Here is a 21,292-nt window from a genome sequence, read left to right on the forward strand (position 1 = left end):
GTTTTGTAATTTTTGAAGGTTATGTGAAAATTAGAAAGCGTTTTTACCGTGTTCAGCTAAAGCCCGCAGCCTTTTCACCTCATGCGGCGTCAATTCTCTTGCGTCTCCTGTGTGAAGGCCTCTTAAATCTAAAAAGGCGTATTCTTCACGTTTGAGCTTCAGCACGTCATGACCGATCGCCTCAAACATGCGGCGGACCTGTCTGTTCCGTCCTTCATGAATTGTCAGCTGAATAATGCTCGTCTGCTTTCTTTTGTCCAGAGAAAGCATTTTCGCTCTGGCCGGCGCTGTCTTGCCTTCTTCAAGCTGAATGCCGCGCTCAAGCTTCCGCAGAAGTTCCTTGGAAGGAATCCCCTTCACTTTGGCGACGTACGTCTTATCAATTTCGTATTTCGGGTGCATGAGTTTGTTGGCAAACTCGCCGTCATTTGTCAGTAATAAAAGACCGCTCGTATCATAATCAAGTCTTCCGATCGGATAAATACGCTGCGGCACTTCTTTGAAAAAATCGGTTACCACTTTCCGCCCTTTATCGTCATCAGAAGCTGAGATCACTCCTCTCGGTTTATAAAGCAGGAAGTACACGGGTTCTTCCCGCTCCACCTTTAATCCGTTTACTTCAATCTGATCAGAACCGGTTACTTTTACGCCGAGCTCTGTTATTACTTTTCCATTCACCTTTACTTTTCCTTCTTTTATCAGCTCTTCTGCCTTTCTGCGTGATGCCACGCCGGCATGAGCAATAACTTTTTGCAGTCTTTCCATGTCGTTCACCTCAAGTATAATCTTACTTTTTTCCCCTTGAACAAACAAGCTTTTTCAAGGAGCATTATTCTGATATATAAAAAGCGCCTCAATCAGGCGCTTCCAAATAATAACGTAACTATGATGATTGATGCAACCACCCCGATCAAATCAGCAAGAAGACCAACCTTTAAAGCATCCCCCATTTTTTTGATGCCGACCGCCCCGAAATACACAGTCAGGACATACAGCGTCGTGTCAGTCGATCCCTGCATGACCGAGGCCAGTCTGCCGATAAATGAATCAGGCCCGTACACGGCGATCAAATCCGTCGTCATGCCGAGCGCCGCCGTACCCGAAATCGGACGGATCAGAGCAAGCGGTACGACCTCTGCGGGAATGCCGAGCGCCGTAAAGAAAGGCTTGCAGAGCCCCATGACAAAATCAAGCGCGCCCGAGGCCCGGAATACGGTTATCGCCACAAGCATCCCGACCAAATACGGAATGATGGAAAACGCAATCTCAATTCCTTCTTTTCCGCCTTCAACGAATGATTCATAAGTCGGCACTTTTTTGATCGTGCCGTATATCAATATACCGGCGATAATAATCGGAATCATGGCTAAAGACAGCCAATTCACCATTTCCATTCGCTTACCTCCCTTTTCTTTTGCGGCGGTACCAGAAGTAGCGGTCAATGAAAATCGCGCCGATACCCGAAATTAAAGTCGCTAAGATGGTCGGTCCGACGATATCGGTCGGTGATTTCGCCGAATAAGCCATGCGGACGGCAATGACGGTTGTCGGTATCAATGTAATGCTCGAAGTATTTACCGCCAAAAAGGTAATCATGGAACGGCTGGCCTCAGACTTGCCTCCGTTCAGCTTTTTCATCTGCTCCATGGCTTTAATGCCGAGGGGCGTCGCCGCGTTTCCCAACCCGAAAAAGTTTGCCATGAGATTTGATAAGATGTATCCCATTGCCGGATGATCAGGGGGGATATCAGGAAACAGCTTAGAAATAAACGGACGGCACATTCTGCTGAATATATCCAAAAGGCCGGACTGCTCGGCTATTTTCATCAGGCCGAGCCAGAACACGAGGACGCTCATTAATCCGAACGAGATCGTAACCGCTTCTTTCGCTCCTTTAAAAACCGCTTCATTCACATCCTGCAAGGTTCCGTTAAACATCGCAAAGACCAGTCCGATTACCGTCAGACAGACCCAGATTAAATTGACCATGCTGAACCGCCCGCCGCGCTCATAAACAGGCTCGTAAACGTTTCAATGAAATGCTTTTTCGGTTTTTTAAGGTGCTCGTTTTCATAATAGACGGGGACCTTGGCGATCACTTTCCCATCATGCATAACAGTCATCCGGCCGACGACATCGGGAATGAGAGAAGCATCCTTTTTCCAGGCTTTTTTCGGTTTTATTAAGGTTGTGCTGATTTTCACATCATCGATCTCATCCTCTTTTAACAAATACTTGACATCCCGGGAAATAAAAGCGTGTTTTCCGTAAAACGTCTTTTTCAGCTTCGGGATGCCGCCTTTTTTGGCGACGATATAGGTTTTATAGTGCTCAAAGACATAATTAAACATATTCATATGGTCATCCCAGTCATCCGGATCATTTATGGTGACTGCGATAAGATCCGTTCCGTCTTTTGAAGCCGTCGAAACGAGTGTCCGTTTCGCGATTTTTGTGTAACCCGTTTTTCCGCCTGTGCTGTAACGATAAAGCCCTGTCAGAAGCTTGTTTTTATTTTTCCATACCCGGTCCATCGTTTCCGCTTTATACACTTTGGTGCCCGAAACAGTCCGGTATTCCTTGATCTTCATCGCGTATTTAGTCAAAAGGGCCATATCATACGCCGTTGAATATAAATTTTCATGGTCGTCCAGCCCGTGGGGGTTTTGAAATTTTGTATTTTTCATTCCGATTTGCTCGGCTTTTTGGTTCATCATAAATACAAAACCGTCAAGACTTCCGCCGACATATTCAGCAATGGCCGCAGCGGCGTCATTTCCCGACCTCAGCATAAGCCCGTAAACGAGATCTTTCAGTTTCACTTTTTGTCCCGGCTGAAGATAAATGGCTGAGCCTTCCGTTTTTACGGCATTCGGCGAAACCGTCACCATCTCTTCCATCTTCCCTGATTCAATCGCCAGCACCGCCGTCATGATTTTCGTAATGCTCGCGATCCGCCGCTTATGGTGTTCGTCCTTAGCAAACAACACCCTGCCTGATGCACCGTCGATAATAATTGCGCTTTTTGCGCTGACATGTATTTGGGCATGTGCCGTATTTCCGTCTGTAATGGAAAACAAAATAACAAAAGTCAAAAGAAATACGGCAGCTTTTTTGAGAAAGCGCATGAATGCTCACGTCCTTGTTGTGGGTTTGTACAAGTTTATGCGCATGTCCATGACTTATGAATACCAATTGCATCTCTTTTACGTAAAAAAACTCTCCCTTTTGGGAGAGTTTTTTATCTGGATGATACCATATTCGAGCCTGATGCTTCATATTGCGCCAATTCTTCACGCATGCGCAGAAACTCACTGCTCAGTGAAAGCAGAAGGCTCCGCAGCGAATCGGGCACATGCTGATAAAATTCAATCGCACTTTGGCCTGTATAAGCGGCGCGGCTGTTTTCGTACCACGTATCCTTTTTCGGCATGAAAAATTCTTCCACGCACTGATGATACACTTTATACAGCGTTTTTTCCGCTCTCGCCTCATGAAACGGCTCCTGCATTAAGAGCCGGCGGCAGGCTTCCTGGGCGCCTTCGCAAAAGACCGTCATCCTTCTCAGCACACTGAGCACGTCGCGGCAGTATGCCTCATCCGCCTTTCCAGAAGCCTGCATTTCCGGTAATGTCGTATGATTTAAATAACTGTTGACCATCGTGACAACCTCGGCTAAAAATTCACCAGTTTCTTCAGTATGGGCCCTCACAATCGAATTTCCCATTTCCGTCCGTTTCCTTCCTCTCTTGTACTTCGTCAATTTGCGTTATTCATCAATGGCCTTTCCCTATTATCGTATGATGAAAAACCGTTATTATTTAATATCCTCAAAAGTTTGGTTGAAGTTTTCAAAGAATAAGTCGGCTTCCTCCTGGAGAACGTCTTCTTCCGCATTTTCAGGAAGAGGCGGAAGCTCGTCCAGAGTTTTTAAGCCGAATTGTTCAAGAAATACCGGGGTCGTGCCGTATAAAATCGCCCGGCCGGGACCGTCGGCGCGTCCCACCTCACACAGCAGCGCTTTTGACACGAGACTGTGCAGAATCCGCTCAGACTTCACGCCCCGGATATCTTCAATTTCCGCCCGTGTAATCGGCTGCTTGTATGAAACGATCGCCAGCACTTCTAAAGAAGCCTGTGACAGTCCCTTTGACGGCACCTCGATTAATTTTTTCAAATAAGGCACGAATTCTTTTTTCGTTGCAAGCATATACGTATCCGCATATTCGGTCAGCTCAATGCCCCTGCCGTCTTCCTTGTACTGGGCGGCCACTTCTTCCATGATTCCGGCCAGTTCCGCTTCTTCTATTTCAAGCACCGTCACCAATTGCTTTTTGGTCAGCCCTTCATCACCCGCCGCGTACAGCAGGGCCTCCACAATCGCTTTCCAATTCACGATATCAAGCGCCATGAATGGATTCACTCCCCGTAATGTATATATCTGAAAAGTTTTCTTCCTGTTCGATGATAATCTGCTGATTCTTCATCAGCTCCAGAACGGCTAAAAACGTCACGACGAGATGGTCTTTTTGCCGAGAAGGAAAAAGCTCCGTAAAGTTGATTCTTCTTCCCGCCGTCTTTAAGCTTTTTACGATTTCGTTCATTCTGTCTTCAATCGGTATTTCCTGTCTTGTAATGGTGGTTTCTTTCGGCCGCGAGATTTTTTTACGCTGAAGCACCTTTTGAAACGCACCGATCATGTCATAAACGGTCACCGACAGCCTCTGCTCCGTCTGTTTGATTTCTTTTGCATACTCACTTAAATCACTCGGCGGCTTTGTAAATGACTTTTGTCTTTCTTCTTCCCGCTCTTTTAAATCCTTCGCAGCGGTTTTATATTTTCTATACTCAATCAGCTTTTCAATCAGTTCGTCCCGAGGGTCTTCCTCTTCAAGCATTTCATCTTCAAACAGCTCTTCCTCTTGTTTTGGAAGCAGCATTCTGCTTTTAATGCTGAGAAGCGTCGCCGCCATGACCAGATATTCACTGGCGACATCAAGTTCAAGCACTTGCATTGTATGTACATATAATAAATATTGTTCAGTAATGGTTGCCACGGGTATGTCGTATATGTCGATTTCAAGACGGTTAATCAGATGAAGCAGCAGGTCCAATGGGCCTTCAAACGTATCAATTTTCACTTGATATTCTACCATTATCTCACCATTTTCAATATCACTCTCATTGCCGGAAAAACTGGCTACCCTTTAGTATAATCCACCGAAAAGCTCTCGTCCAATACTTTTCTAATTGTGCTCCGTTATTTAGAAAATACTGAAAAAGAAGGTATACGCCTATACCTTTAAAGGCGGATGCACATATGATAGCCGTGTAAACATGAAACAAAGGGAGGCTGATTTCAGATGGGCGGAGCTTGTTTCGGCGGAGGTTTTGCATTAATTGTCGTTCTGTTTATTTTGCTTATTGTCGTAGGGGCATCTTATATCTGCTAGTTCTTCACGTTTCAGACACCAAGCCGCTCTTTTTTTCCTTTTCATAACGCTGTGGTACACTGGTTTTAGCAAAAGGAGGAAGCGGCTTGTATCCAAAAGCTTATATCGGCTTTTTGGCCGAATTTCACGCATCAAGAGATTATTTTGAGTGTCATGAACTGTTAGAAGAATATTGGAAAGAAAGCCCGCCTGAGGAGCGGAGCATTCATTGGGTCGGCCTGATTCAGCTAGCCGTCGCTCTGTATCACCAGCGGAGGGGAAATGAAGCCGGGGCGAAACGGCTGATCGCCAACAGCTTACGCATTCTGAGGGCTGAAAAACAGGCTGTCAGCTCTCTCGGCCTCAGCCATCCAAAGCTGATAGAGCTGATAGAATCGCTGTCAGACGATATAAAAGCCGGCCGGCCGTACAAAAGTGTTATGCTGCCGATTACAGATGACACTCTGAAAGAAGCGTGTCTTGCCGAATGCCGCCGCAAAGGCTATACATGGGGGCAGGCCGGCGTATCAGATACCTTTCTTATTCATAAACACCGCCTGCGGGACAGGACGGATGTCATTAAGGAACGCGAACGGGAAATGGAGAGAAGAAAAAAAAGCAGAGGCTGACGGACAGCCCTGCTTTTTCTGCATAAAAACAGCTCCCGAAACCGTGAAGATTCCGGGAGCATTTGTCAGTTATTATATGAAATATCCTGATCTTTTTGATGTTGACAGCGTTCAAAAAAGCTTTGCGTTAATTCATTCGGAACGAGTGCCTCCGTTTTGAACAGACGTTTTAAGGCGTCCATCATTTGCTTTCCGATTCCTTGATGGCGGTGAGAAGGATTCACGCTGATATGGCGGATTTCAACCTCTGAGTCTTTTTTTTCAACTCCGATCGCTCCGACGATATCTTCATCCTCTTTCCAAAGAAAGAGCTGGCGGCCAGTATCCGTTTCATAGTCCTTTATTGTCTGCTGAAGCTGCTTGAGATCTTTTTCATTCGGCATAAATGACAGAAGACCCATTGCAATCTTTTCAAACGATTTTTTATAACGAATTAACATAAAAACCCCTCTATATCCAAAATGTCCATTCATGTCCTAGCAAACGGATGAATAAAGGCGATCCGTTTCCTCACATTATATCATTTTCGCCGCTGTTTTAAACGCTTTTCAACAAATTATTCAAATGAACGGTTTAGATTCGCCATTTCAATGGCGGATACTGCGCAATCCGCTCCCTTATTTCCGGCTTTTGTTCCTGCGCGTTCGATCGCCTGCTCAATGGTTTCAGTCGTTACGATACCGAAGATAACCGGGACGCCCGTCGCCGTGCCCGCTTGAGCGATGCCTTTTGCCGCTTCGTTGCAGACATAGTCATAATGCGTTGTCGCTCCTCTGATCACCGTGCCGAGTGTAATAACGGCATCGTATTTTTTCGTTTCCGCCATTTTTTTTGCCGCAAACGGGATTTCAAACGCTCCCGGCACCCAAGCAACGTCAATGTCATTTGATTCTACACCGTGGCGAAGCAATGTATCTTCCGCTCCGCTTAACAGCTTGCTCGTAATAAATTCATTAAATCTGCCGACGACGATTCCGATTTTAAGTCCTGTTCCTACTAAGTTACCTTGTATGATATTCATATGTTATCCATCCTTTTTTGTGAGATTTGTTTTTAGAAATGAAGCAAGTGTCCGAGTTTGTTCATTTTGGTTTGTAAATAATTCCTGTTATGCTCACCCGCCTCCATTTGAAGCGGCACCCGTTCTGAAATGCTCAGTCCGTATCCTTCAAGGCCGGCGATTTTCCGGGGGTTATTGGTTAAAAGTTTCATATGCTGAACCCCCAAATCGCGGAGAATCTGGGCGCCGATCCCGTAGTTGCGCAGGTCAGGCAGAAAGCCGAGCGCTTCGTTCGCTTCAACCGTGTCATACCCCTCTTCCTGCAATCGATACGCTTTCAGCTTATTGATTAAACCGATTCCTCTTCCTTCCTGACGCAAATACAATAAGACGCCTCGGCCTTCTTCGGCAATTTGCGCAAGCGCGGCATGAAGCTGAGGCCCGCAATCACAGCGGTGGGATGCAAACACATCGCCCGTCAGGCATTCTGAGTGCACTCTGACAAGAACGGGTTCGCTGCTAAACGGGACATCACCCATAACAAAGGCGAGGTGTTCTTTTCCGTCAACCTCGTTTGTATATCCGTAAACCCGAAACGTGCCGAAGTCAGTCGGCAGCGTAATGTCAACTTCTCGGTTCACAAGTGTCGTAATGTTGTAACGGTATTCTATTAAGTCTTTTATCGTAATCATTTTCAGCCGGTGGCGTTTGGCGATTTCTGATAACTCCGGCACTCTGGCCATTGTGCCGTCTTCATTCATAATTTCACAAATGACGCCCGCTCCTTGAGAGCCGCATGCTTTTGCAAGGTCAACGGCTGCTTCCGTGTGGCCCGCCCGCTTCAGGACGCCTCCTTTTTTTGCGATTAAGGGAAAAATGTGGCCCGGACGCTGAAAATCGTCAGACACAGATTCCTCGTTCAACAGCGCCTGAATCGTAAAAGAACGTTCTTGAGCGCTGATGCCTGTTTTTGTCAGTCTGTGGTCAATGCTGACCGTAAACGCGGTTTCGTGTGAGTCCGTATTATGATCGACCATCGGGTGAAGATCCAGCCGGGCGGCAATATCTTCAGAAAGCGGCGTGCAGATCAGGCCCCTCCCATGGGTCGCCATAAAATTGACCACTTCAGGTGTGGCATGCTCAGCGAGCGCTACGAAATCTCCTTCATTTTCTCTGTCTTCATCATCGACAACGATGATGACTTCACCTTTTTTCAGCGCCTCTAACGCCTCTTCTATTGGATGAAACATATTGATCTTCCTTTCTAAAAGCCGTTCTCGCTTAAAAAAGCTTCTGTGATCGTTTGATTGCTTTTCGTTTGTTCTGTTTTGTGCAAAAAGCGGTATAAGTATTTGCCGATCATGTCACACTCAATATTCACGGTCGAACCGACTGTTTTCGTCTGAAAAATCGTTTCTGAGATGGTATGCGGAATAACGGATACTGTCACGCTTTCATCTGATAAACCGAAAATCGTCAGGCTCACGCCGTCTACCGTAATCGAACCTTTCAAGACGAGCGTTTTCGTCAATTCAGGCGAAAGTTTCAGATCGTAATAAACCGCGTTGCTTTTTTTCTCGATCCGGGTAATTTCCGCCGTTCCGTCCACATGCCCGGATACAAAGTGGCCGCCGAAGCGTCCGTTGGCGGACATCGCTCTTTCCAGATTGACTTTGCTGCCTTTTGACAAGCCGTTCAGCGAAGTGGCTTTTACGGTTTCCGGCATGACATCAACCGTAAATTGATTATCAGAAAATCCGGTTACGGTCAGGCAGATGCCGTTTACCGCGATGCTGTCGCCAAGTTTCACATCGCTTGTCACTTTTGAAGCGGCAATGGTTAATGCCATGGAAAGGCCTGTCTTTTTGATTGCTTGGATCGTGCCTGTTTCTTCAACGATTCCTGTAAACATCGTCACCATCCTTTCCGTCTTTAGGTATGGCCGTCAATTTTATATCCGGCCCGATTTGGGTGATTTGTGTGAATTGTAAATGGGGGACATCTTTCATTGATTGAAAACCTTCACCGGAGATCAAGCTGGGAGCAAGCGTTCCTCCGATTAATTTAGGGGCGAAATAGAAATGAAGCTCCTCGAAACAGCCTTCCTTGACAAAACTTCCGTGTACGGATGCGCCGCCTTCCACATAAACGGACATTATGCCGTTTTCAGCGAGAATGCTGAGCACCTCAGGAATGTGAATGCGGTCTGTTTCAAGCGAAAAGACTTTTATTCCGAGTGCGGTCAGCCGCTCTTTCTTTTGCACGTCAACGTCTTTGGCCGTAAATATCCATGTCGGCGCGGCGCCGTCAGTGACCACATTTGCCGTTTCCGGAATGGTCAGCTTTGTATCGAGAATGACTCTGACCGGCTGCTTGACCGCATCGGGGAGCCTGCAAGTCAGACTCGGATTATCGGCTTTGACTGTGCCTGCTCCGACAAGAATGCTTTGATGCGATTTCCTGTATTGCTGGGCATCAAGCCTTGCCGCCTCTGAAGTAATCCATTTGCTGTCACCGGTTTCAGTCGCTGTTTTCCCGTCAAGGCTTGCGGCCGCTTTCAAGGTGACATACGGAAGTCCGGTCCTCATGAAGTGAAGAAACATTTTATTCAGCTCTTCTGCCTGCTGCCTGAGAATTCCCGTTTTCACTTCGATGCCCGCTGCTTCCAGCATTCTGATGCCTTTTCCGGCGACTAGCGGATTTGGATCCGTCATAGCAACAAATACCCTTTTTATCCCCGACTTTATCATCAGTTCGGCGCATGGCGGTGTTTTTCCGTAATGGCTGCAAGGCTCCAGCGTCACATACATATCTGCGTCTTTTGCGTGACTGCCTGCCATATTGATCGCGTGCACTTCCGCATGGGCTTCTCCGTATTGTAAATGGGCGCCCATTCCGACGATCTGGCCGTTTTTGACGACGACAGCACCGACAAGGGGATTAGACTGCGTCTGCCCTTCACCGCGTCTGGCAAGCTCTATTGCCGTATTCATATAATATTCTTCCATCGTTATCCCTCCCTTCTTCCACGCAATTTGGCGTCAAAAAAGCCCCGAATGTTTACACAGTTCGGGGCTTTGCCAGTTTTAATCCATAGGAAATAAGACTATACAGTATGATTATTTTTTGCATAGCTTCTCTCATCCTTCTCCCATCCAGACTTTCACTGTCGGCTTCAGCTTTTCACTGAATCCACCGTATACAGATGCATACGGGTCACGGGCTGTAAAGCGCAAAACGCCTTATTACCGCCGGTCGGGATTTTCACCCAGCCCCGAAGGATACAATCAATATTTTTTTGTCCTTATCCGCTATTATAACATCCTTTGCGGCAGGCGCAATGAATTTGCACCCGCTTTTTCAGAAAAAATAAAAAGCGCCCTTTTCCCAAAAAAGGCGCCTTTACTTATTCGTTTACTTTAACAACCTTCAATAAGCCGTCAATCCGGTTTGATTTGCTGAAATACGCTTTAATCTTATCTCCTTTTTTCACATCGGAGAGATCCTGCTTCAGCTTGTCGCCGTTAAAAATGATTTTTGTGCCGTTTGCTGCCGTGCCGTGGTATTCGGTTCCTTCTATTTTCGTAATTTTATATGTTTTCACTGTATATTCTTCTTTTTCCTGAGACAGGGTTTGTCCGATAGCCGTCGGCACGTCTTTCAGCTCAATATCGTTTATGACCATAAAACCGCCCGCCAATAACAGCAGCAGTACAAGTAAAATGGCTGCTTTTGTTTTAATTCTTCCCATTTTTCTACCTCCAGCCGTATCAATCTATTCATTACTATGTCATATTCCTTTTTTTCATGAATAGAAAACCGTTCTTCCCTGCGTGAGTTATTCATATAACGTTTCGTCAAGGGAAGATGTTTCATGTATCTGTAAAACTTTCTATCTATTAAATAGATATACGAATTTATGTTCTGTTTTTGTGGGTGGGGAGATTAATTTATATAAAAAAAGCAGTTTTCTCATAAAGAAAACTGCCGTACGGTTTATTTCGTCTTGCGGATTTCGTTAAACGGGAAGAAGACGAATTTTGATGTGCCCGCGATTTGTTTTTTCGTAAAAAGACCGAGGCCGTTGCGGCTGTCCATAGATTCTCTGCGGTTATCACCCATGACGAAATATTTGTCGTCCGGCACTTTCACCGGGCCGAAGTCTTCCGTCAGCCGGTCATAGCCGTCTTGCTTCGCTTTTTTCTTGTTTGCCGCTAAATACGGTTCGGACACTTTTTTGCCGTTGATGTACAGCTGGTCGTTTTTCATTTGCACCGTGTCGCCGGGAAGTCCGATAATCCGTTTGACATAGTGTTCATTTTCTCCGTTCAGAACGACGATCTGGCCGCGTTTGAAGTCGCTTATGTATTTGACCGTCATATTGACAAAGATTCTCTCGCGGTCATGCAGCGTCGGTTCCATTGATCTTCCGTCAACAAGATAAGGAGCAAATAAAAAGTTGCGGATGAGCAATGCGAGAACGACAGCGATGATAATGGCTTTCGCCCAATCAAGTACGGCGCTTTTTTTAGAAGTTTTTTCTTTTTCTGATTTCAAGTGATTTCCTCCCATTAGCCATGGTCGTTTTTATTTTACCATGAATCCCTGCACAGAGGGCAAATAAGCCCCGCACCTCATCCATTTTTTTCATTTTATAAGCCGGATCTGCTGATTTTACGGTATTTTACGAAGCTTCCGATCCGCCAAATGCACAAATACACAAAAGCAAGCTCCATTGTTAAAACGGCAAATTCCGTCGCGTCAATGTTTTTGAAATATTGACTGAGTACGATACGGATCGCAATAATCGCGATAATGACATATTTAAAGTTTTTATTCCGCTTAGAGTACACAAAGCCGTCTTCCCGGATTTCATATGCGGTTTGCGACAGCATGATGAAGCCAAATACTGCGCCTAACAGCCCGGCGATGGCGAGCTCCCAAACAGCGGGAAGATGAAACGGCTTTCCGGGGATATTCATGAGCTGGCTGATGCTCAATGAAAAAATGACGGCGATAATCAAAAGCGGGAGAATGATGCCGAAGCCGCCGCCTTTAATCGGCCTGTTTCCTTTTTTCAGCCTGAACCAAAAAATAAGTGCGATAATGATAATGACAAATAAAACGGTTGCCAATTGAACCAACGTTTTTACCTCTTTTCATTCTTGTAATCGGTCTTTTACACTATACCAGAGTGACTGCCGAAGTTCATATATGTATTTTTTCATGATTTACACATGAGAATTTTCATATACATAAAAAAACCCGCCTCCAAAAGGCGGGTTTTTCCGTCATTAACCTTCTACACGGACTTCTTTCATTTTGTCTCCGTTAGACATGTTTTTCGCGTGCTCTAAACCGCTTGTCACTTTTCCGAATACAGTATGAACGCCGTTTAAATGCGGCTGCGGCTCATGTACGATGAAGAATTGGCTTGAACCCGTGTCTTTACCGGCATGCGCCATTGATAAAGAACCGGCTTCGTGCTTATGCGGATTGCCTTCTGTTTCACATTTGATCGTTTTTCCGCTTCCGCCCATGCCTGTCCCAGTCGGATCTCCGCCTTGGCTGACAAAGCCCGGAATCACACGGTGGAAAATAACGCCGTCGTAGAAGCCTGTATTCGCCAGGTTTTCAAAGTTAGCGACTGTATTAGGCGCTTCATTCGGATAAAGTTCAAATTCGATTCTGCTGCCGTTCTCCATTTCGATGTAACCAGTTTTCATTCTCATTCCTACTTCCATATGTTTTTTGTCAAAGCCTTCTTCAATATGAATTTCAATTGTAAGCCGGCTTTCTTTTTGATATTCTTTTGAAGGAAGATGCGTCTGCTCTTCTTTTCGCGGCTATTATACCACACCTTCAGCCGGAAAACGAATCTCCCCGCTTCCAAAGAAAGAAAATGAAACCAGAACAGCTTCACAGCCGTCTATGTAACGGAACTGCTTCACGCAGTCCCTCACAAACCGCTTCAAAACGGCATTTGTGAAAAGAAGGAGGTTAACCGCTTTGAAAAAAATGTGGATTGGATTGCTGGCGGCGGCCGCAGTATTGTGCACAATACCGAAAATCAGCCTGGCCGATGCCGCAGTCGGAGATGTTATCGTCACACTGGGGGCAGATCTGTCAAACGCAGACCGTCAGAAAGTGCTTGACGAATTAAATGTCCCTGATAACGCGACAAAGGTGACAGTCACGAATAAAGAAGAACATGAATATCTGGGAAAATATATATCGAATGCCCAAATCGGCACAAGAGCCATTTCTTCATCATCCATCACGGTGGAAAAGAAAGGGTCCGGACTTGACGTCCAAACCCATAATATTGATTCCATTACGGATGAGATGTACTTAAACGCCCTGATGACAGCAGGCGTGAAAGATGCAAAAGTATACGTGACGGCGCCGTTTGAGGTATCAGGAACCGCCGCATTGACAGGAATCATTAAGGCGTATGAAGTGTCATCAGACAAAGCGATTTCAGAAGACGTAAAACAGGTCGCCAACCAAGAGCTTGTCACAACTTCAAATCTCGGGGAAAAAATCGGAGATAAAAACGCCTCCGCGCTTATCGCAAACATTAAAGACGATTTCGCGAAAAACGGTGTGCCCGATACAAAAGAAGGAATCGAGAAAAAAGTCGATGATGCGGCATCAAACCTTAACATTACACTGACTGACGCTCAAAAAGACCAGTTAGTTTCATTGTTTAATAAAATGAAAAATGCCAAGATTGATTGGGGCCAAGTCGGCAATCAGCTCGATAAGGCAAAAGACAAAATCACAAAATTCATTCAATCCGATGAAGGCAAAAGCTTTATCCAAAAAGTCATTGATTTCTTCGCTTCAATTTGGAATGCGATCGTGTCTGTATTTACAGGAGACAGCGGATCAACTTCTTCAAACAGCTGAGACAAAAAAGAGACCGGACTCCATTGTCCCGGTCTCTTTTTTTATTTATTGTTTGACCCCCGTCTTAAACGGCAGATCCAGCTTTACGATGTCTTCATAAGTTTCCCTTTTAATGACAAGATGCGCTTCGCCGTCTTCCACAAATACGACGGCAGGCCGCGGAATACGGTTGTAGTTGTTAGCCATGCTGTACCCGTATGCCCCCGTGCAGAAGACGGCGAGAAGATCGCCTTCTTTCACTTCCGGAAGATCTATATCCCATATGAGCATATCCCCGCTTTCACAGCACTTACCCGCGATGGACACCGTCGTGTCGTGGTGTTCTCCGATTCTGTTTGCCGAAACGGCTTCATATTTGGCCTGATAAAGCGCAGGACGGATATTGTCGCTCATGCCTCCGTCAACCGCTGCATATTTACGGGTGCCGGGAACTTCTTTTTGCGAGCCGATGGTATAAAGCGTCGTTCCGGCGTCGCCGACGAGCGAGCGTCCCGGTTCAATCCAAATTTCCGGAATGTCAAAAGCATGCAGCGCTGCGTTTTCTTTTACCGCTTCGATTATTTTTTCAACGTAGACGGCAGGATGAAGAGGTTCATCCTCTTCCGTGTAACGGATGCCGAAGCCGCCCCCTAAATTCAGCACTTCAGAGACGAAACCGAAAGATTCTCTCCATTCACTCAGTTTTGCGAAGATTTTTTCTGCGGCCAGCACAAAGCCCGCCGTATCAAAAATTTGTGATCCGATGTGGCAGTGAACACCGAGAAGATGGATATGGTCTGACTGCAGCACTTGCTCAATCGCCTTTTCTATTTGCCCGTTATGCAGATCAAAGCCGAATTTGGAATCTTCCTGTCCGGTCGTAATATAATCATGCGTATGCGCCTCTACCCCCGGGGTGATGCGCAGAAGCACATCCATGGTGCGCCCTGATTTGCTGCACAGTTCCGCGAGTAAGGATATTTCATAAAAATTATCAACGACGATGCAGCCGATTTGATGATCGAGCGCCATTTTCAATTCTTCTCTGCTTTTGTTATTGCCGTGAAAATGAATCCGGTCAGCCGGAAAACCAGCCGAAACCGCCGTAAACAGCTCTCCGCCGGATACAACGTCCAGTGAGAGCCCCTCCTGCTCAGCAAGCTGTATCATTGCAACGGAGGAAAACGCCTTGCTCGCGTATGCGACCTGCGCTTTTAAATCCGCGTCAATGAATGCCTGTTTAAAACTTTTAGCGCGCTCACGTATTAAAGCCACGTCATAAACATAAAGAGGCGTGCCGTAATGCTCCGCTAAATACAGGGCATCCACACCTCCGATTTCCAGATGACCTAGTTTGTTTTGTCTGCTTGTGCCATGTAAGAACAATGCTCATTCCCTCTTTCTGATCCGCATATGGGTGAAAAGGACAGCTTTTTTGAGCTGTCCTTATACAAGTCCCGCATAAGTTAAGACATACAATATCATAATCTTCTGTCGGTTTCAATGCGATTATGAACCGCTTGGCTGTCTTTGACGGTCTTTCGGGTGAACAATGCTCGGTCTGACTTTCGCTCCCGGCACTGTCGTCCTGACGAGCACCTGCCACAGCGCCTTTCCGTTAAACGGTAAAAACGGCCATAAATACGGTGTATGAAACGAGCGGATACCCGCCATTAAAATCAGCAGCAATGTAAAGCCGATAACAAAACCTTTTACTTTAAAAATGGCCACGAGCACCATTAAGATGAGACGTATCATTTTATTAGCGAGGCTGAGTTCATAGCTCGGCGTGGTAAATGATCCGATGGCGGCGATCGATACGTACAGAATGACTTCGGCGGAAAACAGCCCCACCGCTATGGCAATTTGTCCGATCAGCACTGCCGCTATCAGGCCCATGGCAGTCGATAAGGCGGTCGGCGTATGGATCGCGGCCATCCTGAGAAACTCAATCCCCAAATCAGCCAGAAAGATCTGCAGAATGATCGGAATGTGCGTATTTTTATTTAAGCCGATAAAATCCAATCTTTCAGGCAAAAGTGACGGGTCGAGAACAAAGAGGAACCAGATCGGAAGCAGAACAGTTGAAGCGATAATACCGAAAAACCTGATCCATCTTAAAAATGTTCCGACAGAAGGCGCCTGTCTGTATTCTTCCGCATGCTGAACGTGGTGAAAAATCGTTGTGGGCGTTATGATCACGCTCGGTGACGTATCGACGACGATAATGACGTGCCCTTCTAATATATGATTGGCGGCCACATCAGGACGCTCCGTGTATCTGACCATCGGAAACGGGTTGTAGCCTTGTTTGACGATAAATTCTTCCACCGTTTTATCCGCCATCGTCAGTCCGTCAATATCAATCGCATTCACTTCGTTTTCGACGATGCTGACAAGGTCCGGATCTGCGATGTCCTCTATATACACAATGGCAAGATCCGTTTTAGAACGCTCGCCGACTTTCGTAATTTTGACGCGGAGCCTTTCGTCTCTGATCCTTCTTCTGATTAACGCTGTATTAATGACGATACTTTCGATAAATCCGTCTCTTGCCCCGCGAACGACCTTCTCTGTATCCGGCTCTTCGGGTGTGCGTCCGGGGTAATTTCTGACATCAACGACGAAGGCGAAACCGGCGTCTTCTACGATAACGGCCACAAGTCCGGAAAGCACTTGATCCGTCGCTTCGTCGAGCGTTTTGACTTTTTGGACCTGCTGGTTCACAAGCCTGTTTTCAACAACATCAAGCGCATCATCCGCGTTCTCGTCATAATTATTGACATCGACGAGCTGTTCTATTAAATGAATGATAAACAATGTATCGGTTAACCCATTGACAAAGTAAATCTGGACTTCCCGGTCTAATACTTGAACTTTGCGGACTCCGATATCGTAGCTCGTCCCCATACCGACGCGGTCTTTAAAAAATTGTTCATTTTTTCTAGGATCCCGGTATACTTTTATCATGTTTTCCGGTTTTTCCGGCATGATATTCGCTCCTTTCTAAAATGAATTCGACAGCCTTCATCGTGATCGGCGAGCCTTTGGATATGTCATCTTTTCTTCCCATTTTTCCTATATCGCCGATGCCCACAACGAGGGGAACGTCCAGTTTGTCAAGACAATACACCGTATCTCCGTTCATTCTGTGCTCGTCCATTTCTCTCATTCCGGTTTTATCGACGCCAAACTCCGTCACTTCTCCATCACGGTCAATGGAGACATCGACTTTTGTCCATTCAGCCTGATGGGTTTTAGAAGCGACGGCAATCACCCCAAGCACTTCAATGTCTTGATGTGAGGCGACATATTTCAGCGCCGTTTCGCCCGGCCCTTCCCCTTGCAGGCCGGAATCGTCAAACATGACAAACACCGGGTCATGCGGCGCGGCTTTAATCAGCTGAACGAGTTCCGGACCGGTTCTGGTTGACGGATTGCCTTTTGATTGGGAAATACATCGTCCGCCTGCTTTTTCCGCGGCATATTCAATCGTTTTAGCGGCGTATACGTCTCCGTCTGTCACAAGGATGACCTTCCGTTTCGTCATCAGACATTATCCTTTCGGTTTAAAAATAACGGCAACAAGAAATGCAAATAAAATCGCTGAAGATATACCGGCGGAGGTCAGTTCAAAAATCCCCATGGCGATCCCGATAAATCCATGCTCGTGAGCCTGATGCATGGCGCCGTGCAATAAGCTGTGACCGAAGCTGACGATGGGAACCGTCGCGCCCGCACCTGCGAATTCGATAAATTTGTCATATATTCCGAACCCATCCAACAAGGCGCCGATGACGACAAAAGTTGTCATCACATGGGCGGGTGTCAGTTTAAAAATGTCAAGCAGCAGCTGACCGATAATGCATATGATTCCTCCGCAAACAAAAGCCCACAGATATTCCATTTATGATGCACCTCCCGCTCGCTCAAATACCACACCGTGGGCGATGGTCGGAATGGTTTCCTTCTGCTGAATCATTGTCGGACTTAAAAGCGCTCCTGTCGCGACAACGAGAACCCTGTTAAGAGAGCCCGATTTCAGTTGATTAAAGATATGTGTGTACGTAACGAGCGCGGAGCAGGCGCAGCCGCTTCCGCCCGCAAACACCTGCTGATCCGGCGTATAGATGAGAAGACCGCAGTCATCGTGTTTCGTTCCCGCGGGATAGCCTTCTTCCTTAAGCAAATCTTTTAAGATCGGCGAGCCTACGCCTGAAAGGTCTCCCGTTAAAATCAGATCGTAATCATCCGCCGTGCGGTTCAAATCCTTCAGGTGCTGTTTGATTGTATCGGCGGCAGCGGGCGCCATGGCTGAGCCCATATCAAACGGGTCTGTAATTCCGAGGTCGCTTACTTTTCCCACTGTCGCGCTTGTAATCCGGATATCAGAAGGGTTTTGGCTGATGATGACCGCTCCGCCCCCCGTGACCGTTGAAGTGGCGGTATCCGGCTTTTGCCCGCCATACTCCGTCGGATTACGGAATTGTCTTTCAGCCGTCGCATTATGGCTGCTCGTCGCTGCAATCGCCCGGTTCGCAAAACCGCCGTCAATAAGCGCGGATGCGACGGCGACCGTTTCCATTGACGTCGAGCAGGCGCCGAACAGGCAGAGGAACGGAATTTTCAGATGTCTTGCGACGTAATTGGCCGTCACATTTTGATTTAAAAGATCGCCAGCGAGTAACAAATCGATGTCGCTCTTTTTCAAATTCTGTTTTTGCAAAGCGGAGTTGATGGCATCTTCCATTAATTGACGTTCCGCCATTTCCCAGTTTTTCTGATTGCAATGCATTTCATCGTATGTTTTATCAAACAGCGAGCCGAGCGGGCCGTCTTTTTCTTTCGGTCCGGCTGCCGTTCCCGCCGCATTTATAAATAACGGGTTTTCAAACACCCAGGTTTGCTTTCCGGTCAATTTCATTTTTTTCTCCTCCTATGAAAACAGTTTTTCACAAGCAAACCGTATCAGGCCTACGATATAGGCTGCCACGACGCCGAATACAATGACGTTTCCCGCCAGTTTAAACATGTTTGTCGCTACACCGAGCACAAGACCTTCACTTCTGTGTTCCAGAGCCGCGCTTGTCATACTGTTTGCAAACCCCGTCACCGGCACGGCTGAACCCGCTCCGGCAAACTGACCGAGCCTGTCATAAATGCCGAATCCGGTCAAGAGGGCGGAAATTAAAATAAGAGTGGCGGACGTCGGGTTTCCCGCTGTTTTCTCATTAAAATTAAAAAAATGGATGTAAAAGTCTTGAAGAGCCTGCCCGATCAGACAAATCAAACCGCCGATCAGAAAGGCTTTGACACAATTCCAGACGTATGGCGGTTTCGGCTGATAGTCTTTCACTTTTGTTTTGTAATTTTCTTTTAAGTTTGTCACGTCTGTTCCTCCTTATGAATGATGGATAAAATACAGCCAATGAAATAATGAGCCGGCTATTTTGCCGAACACGATGGCCATCAGCAAAATGATGATTTTGCTCCCGAAACCGATCCGTTTGGCAAGAATGGGAAGCACGTTCAGCACTTCTGTAAGCGCCGCGGCCAGCATGCCGACAAACATGCCGGCCAGAAGCCCGACCGGAACGGCAAGCCATTCAGATAAAAAAAAATGATTCATATTTAAGGTTTCCCAGCCGCCGAACACCGCCCCGGAAATAACAGCCCCTTCGTAGGCCTGTACAAAGCGCATGGTTTTTGTCAGCTGCATAAGGCGGGGGATGATTCCCATAACGGTTAAAAAAGCCACAAAGCCCGCTCCCACGGTCAGCCCGCCGCCAAGCCCGACAAACATAACGAAAAGAATGCTAACGATCATGCAGATCTTTCATCGTCTCTTCGTTTTCGTGTATTGCGACATAATGATCGAGATCAAGCTGATAATTAAACATCTCGACCTCCAGCGGGCTTGGCTCTTCATTCAGGCGTTTTTTAAAGATGTGATTAAAAAAGACGATCATCCCGAGACCGAGGCCGATGCTGTACGGAATCTGAAGCAGGTACGGATACTCATTGCGCCTGCCCGTTATGATTTCATATAAGGCGATATGAACTTCTCTCATGCTGACATCTTCATGAAAATTCATAATGGCGAGACATGAACCGATAAAAAGCAGCAGCCAGACACCGACAAACAAAACGGCTGACAGCTGCTTTTTCTGGTAATGGATTTCCACTATCGTTTCAGCGCCGCCGACGGTCTGCACATCAAGAGCGGGAAAAGCGGTATGAATGGCCTTCAGCACTTTTATGATGTCCAGCACGACGATATTTTTGTCTTTTTTCGTGATCTGATACAGCGGCAGTGCCGACAGTTTTTTTTTCAGCTTTTGCTGTCCTGCGATCTGGGCGGCGTCACCGACTGTGATGATATCTCCGGTATGAGCCTTCACGCGGTGGCGAAGTCTGAGAAATATTCGTCTTTCCATCTTGCATCACCATCTTTCGGGTGGTTATATATGTAGTATGTGGTTCACTTTTGTTCTCATTCATCAGCGGCAAAAGACCATAAATTACCATTCGGGCACAAATAAAAAAAGCCGGCCTGTAAAAGGTCAGCTTTCCGTATGATCCATCTGCACTTTAATCTGCTTTAATATTTTTTTCTCCAGCCTCGATACCTGCACTTGTGAAATCCCGAGCCGTTCGGCTACTTCCGACTGCGTCTGATCCTTGTAATACCTCAGATAGACAATGAGCTTTTCCCGTTCTTCCAAATCACTGATCGCTTCCTTGAGAGCGATTTTGTCAAACCACTTCTCTTCTGAATGATCGGCGATCTGATCGAGCAGGGTGATCGGGTCTCCGTCATTTTCATACACCGTTTCATGAATGGACGAAGGCGCCCGCACCGCTTCCTGCGCAAGCACCACGTCCTCCGCGTCAATTTCCAGGTGGTCAGCGATTTCCTGGACTGTCGGCACTCTTCCGTATGTTTTTGACAGTTCATCTTTCGCCCGGCGGATTTTATTGCCGAGCTCTTTTAAAGATCTTGATACTTTGACGGTTCCGTCATCCCGGATGAAGCGCTGGATTTCTCCGATAATCATCGGCACGGCATAAGTTGAAAAACGGACATCATAGGACAAATCGAATTTATCAACGGATTTTAACAACCCGATACAGCCGATCTGAAACAGATCGTCCGGCTCATAGCCTCTGTTTAAGAACCTTTGCACGACGGACCATACAAGACGCATGTTTTTTTCTATGAGGAGGTCTCTTGCCTGCTGGTCGCCCTCTTGGCTCTTTTTGATCAATTCTTTGACTTCATGGTCCTTGAGCTGCGCGTTTTTGCTGTTTTTCTTAACCTCCACATCCATAACAAATCT

General features: G+C 46.6%; 28 protein-coding genes and 1 riboswitch. Of the genes, 3 read left to right on the forward strand and 25 right to left on the reverse strand.

Translation table 11 applies throughout. From position 1 onward, the window contains the following. Positions 1-30 precede the first annotated feature (30 nt). From rluB to ICW23_RS06320, 7 genes are all read right to left on the reverse strand, one after another. Entirely contained in the window at positions 31-765 is a 735-nt protein-coding gene (gene rluB / locus ICW23_RS06290) for a 23S rRNA pseudouridine(2605) synthase RluB (RefSeq protein ID WP_016939136.1), read from the reverse strand. 92 nt (positions 766-857) lie between these two features. Continuing rightward, complete coding sequence (gene spmB / locus ICW23_RS06295; protein WP_003153387.1) at positions 858-1,394, reverse strand: spore maturation protein SpmB; 537 nt, start codon at positions 1,392-1,394, stop codon at positions 858-860. Positions 1,395-1,398: 4 nt separating this feature from the next. Further along, entirely contained in the window at positions 1,399-1,989 is a 591-nt protein-coding gene (locus ICW23_RS06300; RefSeq protein WP_003153385.1) for a nucleoside recognition domain-containing protein, read from the reverse strand. Next, positions 1,977-3,128: a D-alanyl-D-alanine carboxypeptidase family protein gene (locus ICW23_RS06305; RefSeq protein ID WP_016939137.1), complete on the reverse strand. Its 1,152-nt coding sequence runs from the start codon at positions 3,126-3,128 to the stop codon at positions 1,977-1,979. The genes ICW23_RS06300 and ICW23_RS06305 overlap by 13 nt, the downstream gene beginning before the upstream one ends. Before the next feature lie 113 nt (positions 3,129-3,241). Then, the gene (locus tag ICW23_RS06310; RefSeq protein ID WP_016939138.1) at positions 3,242-3,727 is read right to left on the reverse strand and encodes a DUF3907 family protein; all 486 of its coding nucleotides are present in this window, start codon (positions 3,725-3,727) and stop codon (positions 3,242-3,244) included. 90 nt (positions 3,728-3,817) lie between these two features. Continuing rightward, on the reverse strand, positions 3,818-4,411 hold the full coding sequence (gene scpB, locus ICW23_RS06315; RefSeq protein ID WP_016939139.1) for an SMC-Scp complex subunit ScpB: 594 nt from the start codon (positions 4,409-4,411) through the stop codon (positions 3,818-3,820). Next, on the reverse strand, positions 4,401-5,156 hold the full coding sequence (locus ICW23_RS06320; protein ID WP_016939140.1) for a segregation/condensation protein A: 756 nt from the start codon (positions 5,154-5,156) through the stop codon (positions 4,401-4,403). The genes scpB and ICW23_RS06320 overlap by 11 nt, the downstream gene beginning before the upstream one ends. A gap of 207 nt (positions 5,157-5,363) precedes the next feature. Between ICW23_RS06320 and ICW23_RS06325 the strand changes: the two genes are divergently transcribed. Both ICW23_RS06325 and ICW23_RS06330 read left to right on the forward strand, forming a co-directional pair. Then, positions 5,364-5,453, forward strand: a complete 90-nt coding sequence (locus ICW23_RS06325) for a YjcZ family sporulation protein (RefSeq protein WP_016939141.1) — start codon at positions 5,364-5,366, stop codon at positions 5,451-5,453. 86 nt (positions 5,454-5,539) lie between these two features. Continuing rightward, positions 5,540-6,061, forward strand: a complete 522-nt coding sequence (locus tag ICW23_RS06330) for a DUF309 domain-containing protein (RefSeq protein WP_047475701.1) — start codon at positions 5,540-5,542, stop codon at positions 6,059-6,061. A gap of 65 nt (positions 6,062-6,126) precedes the next feature. Here ICW23_RS06330 and ribT read toward each other — a convergent pair whose 3' ends face one another. The 9 genes from ribT to ICW23_RS06375 form a co-directional block, all read right to left on the reverse strand. Then, positions 6,127-6,501, reverse strand: coding sequence for a GNAT family N-acetyltransferase RibT (gene ribT, locus ICW23_RS06335; protein ID WP_003153373.1), 375 nt, complete (start codon positions 6,499-6,501; stop codon positions 6,127-6,129). Positions 6,502-6,617: 116 nt separating this feature from the next. Continuing rightward, positions 6,618-7,082 (reverse strand): 6,7-dimethyl-8-ribityllumazine synthase, encoded by a 465-nt coding sequence (gene ribH / locus ICW23_RS06340; protein WP_003153372.1) that lies wholly within the window; start codon positions 7,080-7,082, stop codon positions 6,618-6,620. 32 nt (positions 7,083-7,114) lie between these two features. Next, positions 7,115-8,311, reverse strand: a complete 1,197-nt coding sequence (locus ICW23_RS06345; protein ID WP_016939143.1) for a bifunctional 3,4-dihydroxy-2-butanone-4-phosphate synthase/GTP cyclohydrolase II — start codon at positions 8,309-8,311, stop codon at positions 7,115-7,117. 14 nt (positions 8,312-8,325) lie between these two features. Beyond that, positions 8,326-8,973 carry a riboflavin synthase gene (ribE, locus tag ICW23_RS06350; protein WP_045925494.1) on the reverse strand — a complete coding sequence of 216 codons (648 nt, stop codon included), beginning with the start codon at positions 8,971-8,973 and terminating at the stop codon, positions 8,326-8,328. Continuing rightward, complete coding sequence (gene ribD / locus ICW23_RS06355) at positions 8,954-10,069, reverse strand: bifunctional diaminohydroxyphosphoribosylaminopyrimidine deaminase/5-amino-6-(5-phosphoribosylamino)uracil reductase RibD (RefSeq protein ID WP_016939145.1); 1,116 nt, start codon at positions 10,067-10,069, stop codon at positions 8,954-8,956. Before ribD ends, ribE begins: the two co-directional genes overlap by 20 nt. Before the next feature lie 131 nt (positions 10,070-10,200). Continuing rightward, positions 10,201-10,347: riboswitch (FMN riboswitch) on the reverse strand. 120 nt (positions 10,348-10,467) lie between these two features. Then, positions 10,468-10,812 (reverse strand): hypothetical protein, encoded by a 345-nt coding sequence (locus tag ICW23_RS06360; protein WP_016939146.1) that lies wholly within the window; start codon positions 10,810-10,812, stop codon positions 10,468-10,470. 245 nt (positions 10,813-11,057) lie between these two features. Then, a complete protein-coding gene (gene lepB, locus ICW23_RS06365; RefSeq protein ID WP_045925495.1) occupies positions 11,058-11,633 on the reverse strand; it encodes a signal peptidase I in 576 nt (191 codons plus the stop codon). 80 nt (positions 11,634-11,713) lie between these two features. Further along, complete coding sequence (locus ICW23_RS06370; protein WP_016939148.1) at positions 11,714-12,205, reverse strand: CcdC protein domain-containing protein; 492 nt, start codon at positions 12,203-12,205, stop codon at positions 11,714-11,716. A 150-nt stretch (positions 12,206-12,355) separates the two neighbouring features. Beyond that, positions 12,356-12,787 carry a peptidylprolyl isomerase gene (locus ICW23_RS06375; protein ID WP_038463262.1) on the reverse strand — a complete coding sequence of 144 codons (432 nt, stop codon included), beginning with the start codon at positions 12,785-12,787 and terminating at the stop codon, positions 12,356-12,358. A 283-nt stretch (positions 12,788-13,070) separates the two neighbouring features. Between ICW23_RS06375 and ICW23_RS06380 the strand changes: the two genes are divergently transcribed. Then, on the forward strand, positions 13,071-13,973 hold the full coding sequence (locus tag ICW23_RS06380; protein ID WP_016939151.1) for a DUF1002 domain-containing protein: 903 nt from the start codon (positions 13,071-13,073) through the stop codon (positions 13,971-13,973). Between the two features lie 45 nt (positions 13,974-14,018). Here the strand turns inward: ICW23_RS06380 and lysA are convergent, their stop codons facing one another. From lysA to sigF, 9 genes are all read right to left on the reverse strand, one after another. After that, the gene (gene lysA / locus ICW23_RS06385) at positions 14,019-15,338 is read right to left on the reverse strand and encodes a diaminopimelate decarboxylase (protein ID WP_016939152.1); all 1,320 of its coding nucleotides are present in this window, start codon (positions 15,336-15,338) and stop codon (positions 14,019-14,021) included. Between the two features lie 123 nt (positions 15,339-15,461). Next, a complete protein-coding gene (locus ICW23_RS06390) occupies positions 15,462-16,943 on the reverse strand; it encodes a spore germination protein (protein WP_099744098.1) in 1,482 nt (493 codons plus the stop codon). Beyond that, positions 16,897-17,505: a stage V sporulation protein SpoVABEA gene (spoVAEA, locus tag ICW23_RS06395; protein ID WP_095241744.1), complete on the reverse strand. Its 609-nt coding sequence runs from the start codon at positions 17,503-17,505 to the stop codon at positions 16,897-16,899. The genes ICW23_RS06390 and spoVAEA overlap by 47 nt, the downstream gene beginning before the upstream one ends. Positions 17,506-17,508: 3 nt before the next feature. Further along, positions 17,509-17,859 (reverse strand): stage V sporulation protein AE, encoded by a 351-nt coding sequence (gene spoVAE, locus ICW23_RS06400; protein ID WP_016939155.1) that lies wholly within the window; start codon positions 17,857-17,859, stop codon positions 17,509-17,511. Continuing rightward, positions 17,860-18,876, reverse strand: a complete 1,017-nt coding sequence (gene spoVAD, locus ICW23_RS06405) for a stage V sporulation protein AD (protein ID WP_016939156.1) — start codon at positions 18,874-18,876, stop codon at positions 17,860-17,862. Positions 18,877-18,888: 12 nt separating this feature from the next. Beyond that, positions 18,889-19,341 (reverse strand): stage V sporulation protein AC, encoded by a 453-nt coding sequence (spoVAC, locus tag ICW23_RS06410; protein ID WP_007612334.1) that lies wholly within the window; start codon positions 19,339-19,341, stop codon positions 18,889-18,891. 12 nt (positions 19,342-19,353) lie between these two features. Next, positions 19,354-19,779: a stage V sporulation protein AB gene (locus ICW23_RS06415; RefSeq protein ID WP_007409413.1), complete on the reverse strand. Its 426-nt coding sequence runs from the start codon at positions 19,777-19,779 to the stop codon at positions 19,354-19,356. After that, positions 19,769-20,389, reverse strand: a complete 621-nt coding sequence (locus ICW23_RS06420) for a stage V sporulation protein AA (protein WP_016939157.1) — start codon at positions 20,387-20,389, stop codon at positions 19,769-19,771. The genes ICW23_RS06415 and ICW23_RS06420 overlap by 11 nt, the downstream gene beginning before the upstream one ends. Before the next feature lie 126 nt (positions 20,390-20,515). After that, entirely contained in the window at positions 20,516-21,283 is a 768-nt protein-coding gene (gene sigF / locus ICW23_RS06425) for an RNA polymerase sporulation sigma factor SigF (RefSeq protein WP_003153348.1), read from the reverse strand. Positions 21,284-21,292 lie beyond the last annotated feature (9 nt).

Source organism: Bacillus sp. 1021 (assembly GCF_014534735.1).
Classification (GTDB): Bacteria; Bacillota; Bacilli; order Bacillales; family Bacillaceae; genus Bacillus; species Bacillus siamensis.

Excerpts from the sequence above, each read along its gene's own strand:
- rluB (WP_016939136.1), bottom strand. The coding sequence starts at position 765 with ATGGAAAGACTGCAAAAAGTTATTGCTCATGCCGGCGTGGCATCACGC.
- spmB (WP_003153387.1), bottom strand. The coding sequence starts at position 1,394 with ATGGAAATGGTGAATTGGCTGTCTTTAGCCATGATTCCGATTATTATC.
- ICW23_RS06300 (WP_003153385.1), bottom strand. The coding sequence starts at position 1,989 with ATGGTCAATTTAATCTGGGTCTGTCTGACGGTAATCGGACTGGTCTTT.
- ICW23_RS06305 (WP_016939137.1), bottom strand. The coding sequence starts at position 3,128 with ATGCGCTTTCTCAAAAAAGCTGCCGTATTTCTTTTGACTTTTGTTATT.
- ICW23_RS06310 (WP_016939138.1), bottom strand. The coding sequence starts at position 3,727 with ATGGGAAATTCGATTGTGAGGGCCCATACTGAAGAAACTGGTGAATTT.
- scpB (WP_016939139.1), bottom strand. The coding sequence starts at position 4,411 with ATGGCGCTTGATATCGTGAATTGGAAAGCGATTGTGGAGGCCCTGCTG.
- ICW23_RS06320 (WP_016939140.1), bottom strand. The coding sequence starts at position 5,156 with ATGGTAGAATATCAAGTGAAAATTGATACGTTTGAAGGCCCATTGGAC.
- ICW23_RS06325 (WP_016939141.1), top strand. The coding sequence starts at position 5,364 with ATGGGCGGAGCTTGTTTCGGCGGAGGTTTTGCATTAATTGTCGTTCTG.
- ribT (WP_003153373.1), bottom strand. The coding sequence starts at position 6,501 with ATGTTAATTCGTTATAAAAAATCGTTTGAAAAGATTGCAATGGGTCTT.
- ribH (WP_003153372.1), bottom strand. The coding sequence starts at position 7,082 with ATGAATATCATACAAGGTAACTTAGTAGGAACAGGACTTAAAATCGGA.
- ICW23_RS06345 (WP_016939143.1), bottom strand. The coding sequence starts at position 8,311 with ATGTTTCATCCAATAGAAGAGGCGTTAGAGGCGCTGAAAAAAGGTGAA.
- ribE (WP_045925494.1), bottom strand. The coding sequence starts at position 8,973 with ATGTTTACAGGAATCGTTGAAGAAACAGGCACGATCCAAGCAATCAAA.
- ribD (WP_016939145.1), bottom strand. The coding sequence starts at position 10,069 with ATGGAAGAATATTATATGAATACGGCAATAGAGCTTGCCAGACGCGGT.
- ICW23_RS06360 (WP_016939146.1), bottom strand. The coding sequence starts at position 10,812 with ATGGGAAGAATTAAAACAAAAGCAGCCATTTTACTTGTACTGCTGCTG.
- lepB (WP_045925495.1), bottom strand. The coding sequence starts at position 11,633 with ATGGGAGGAAATCACTTGAAATCAGAAAAAGAAAAAACTTCTAAAAAA.
- ICW23_RS06375 (WP_038463262.1), bottom strand. The coding sequence starts at position 12,787 with ATGAAAACTGGTTACATCGAAATGGAGAACGGCAGCAGAATCGAATTT.
- ICW23_RS06390 (WP_099744098.1), bottom strand. The coding sequence starts at position 16,943 with ATGCCGGAAAAACCGGAAAACATGATAAAAGTATACCGGGATCCTAGA.
- spoVAE (WP_016939155.1), bottom strand. The coding sequence starts at position 17,859 with ATGGAATATCTGTGGGCTTTTGTTTGCGGAGGAATCATATGCATTATC.
- spoVAD (WP_016939156.1), bottom strand. The coding sequence starts at position 18,876 with ATGAAATTGACCGGAAAGCAAACCTGGGTGTTTGAAAACCCGTTATTT.
- ICW23_RS06415 (WP_007409413.1), bottom strand. The coding sequence starts at position 19,779 with ATGATCGTTAGCATTCTTTTCGTTATGTTTGTCGGGCTTGGCGGCGGG.
- ICW23_RS06420 (WP_016939157.1), bottom strand. The coding sequence starts at position 20,389 with ATGGAAAGACGAATATTTCTCAGACTTCGCCACCGCGTGAAGGCTCAT.
- sigF (WP_003153348.1), bottom strand. The coding sequence starts at position 21,283 with ATGGATGTGGAGGTTAAGAAAAACAGCAAAAACGCGCAGCTCAAGGAC.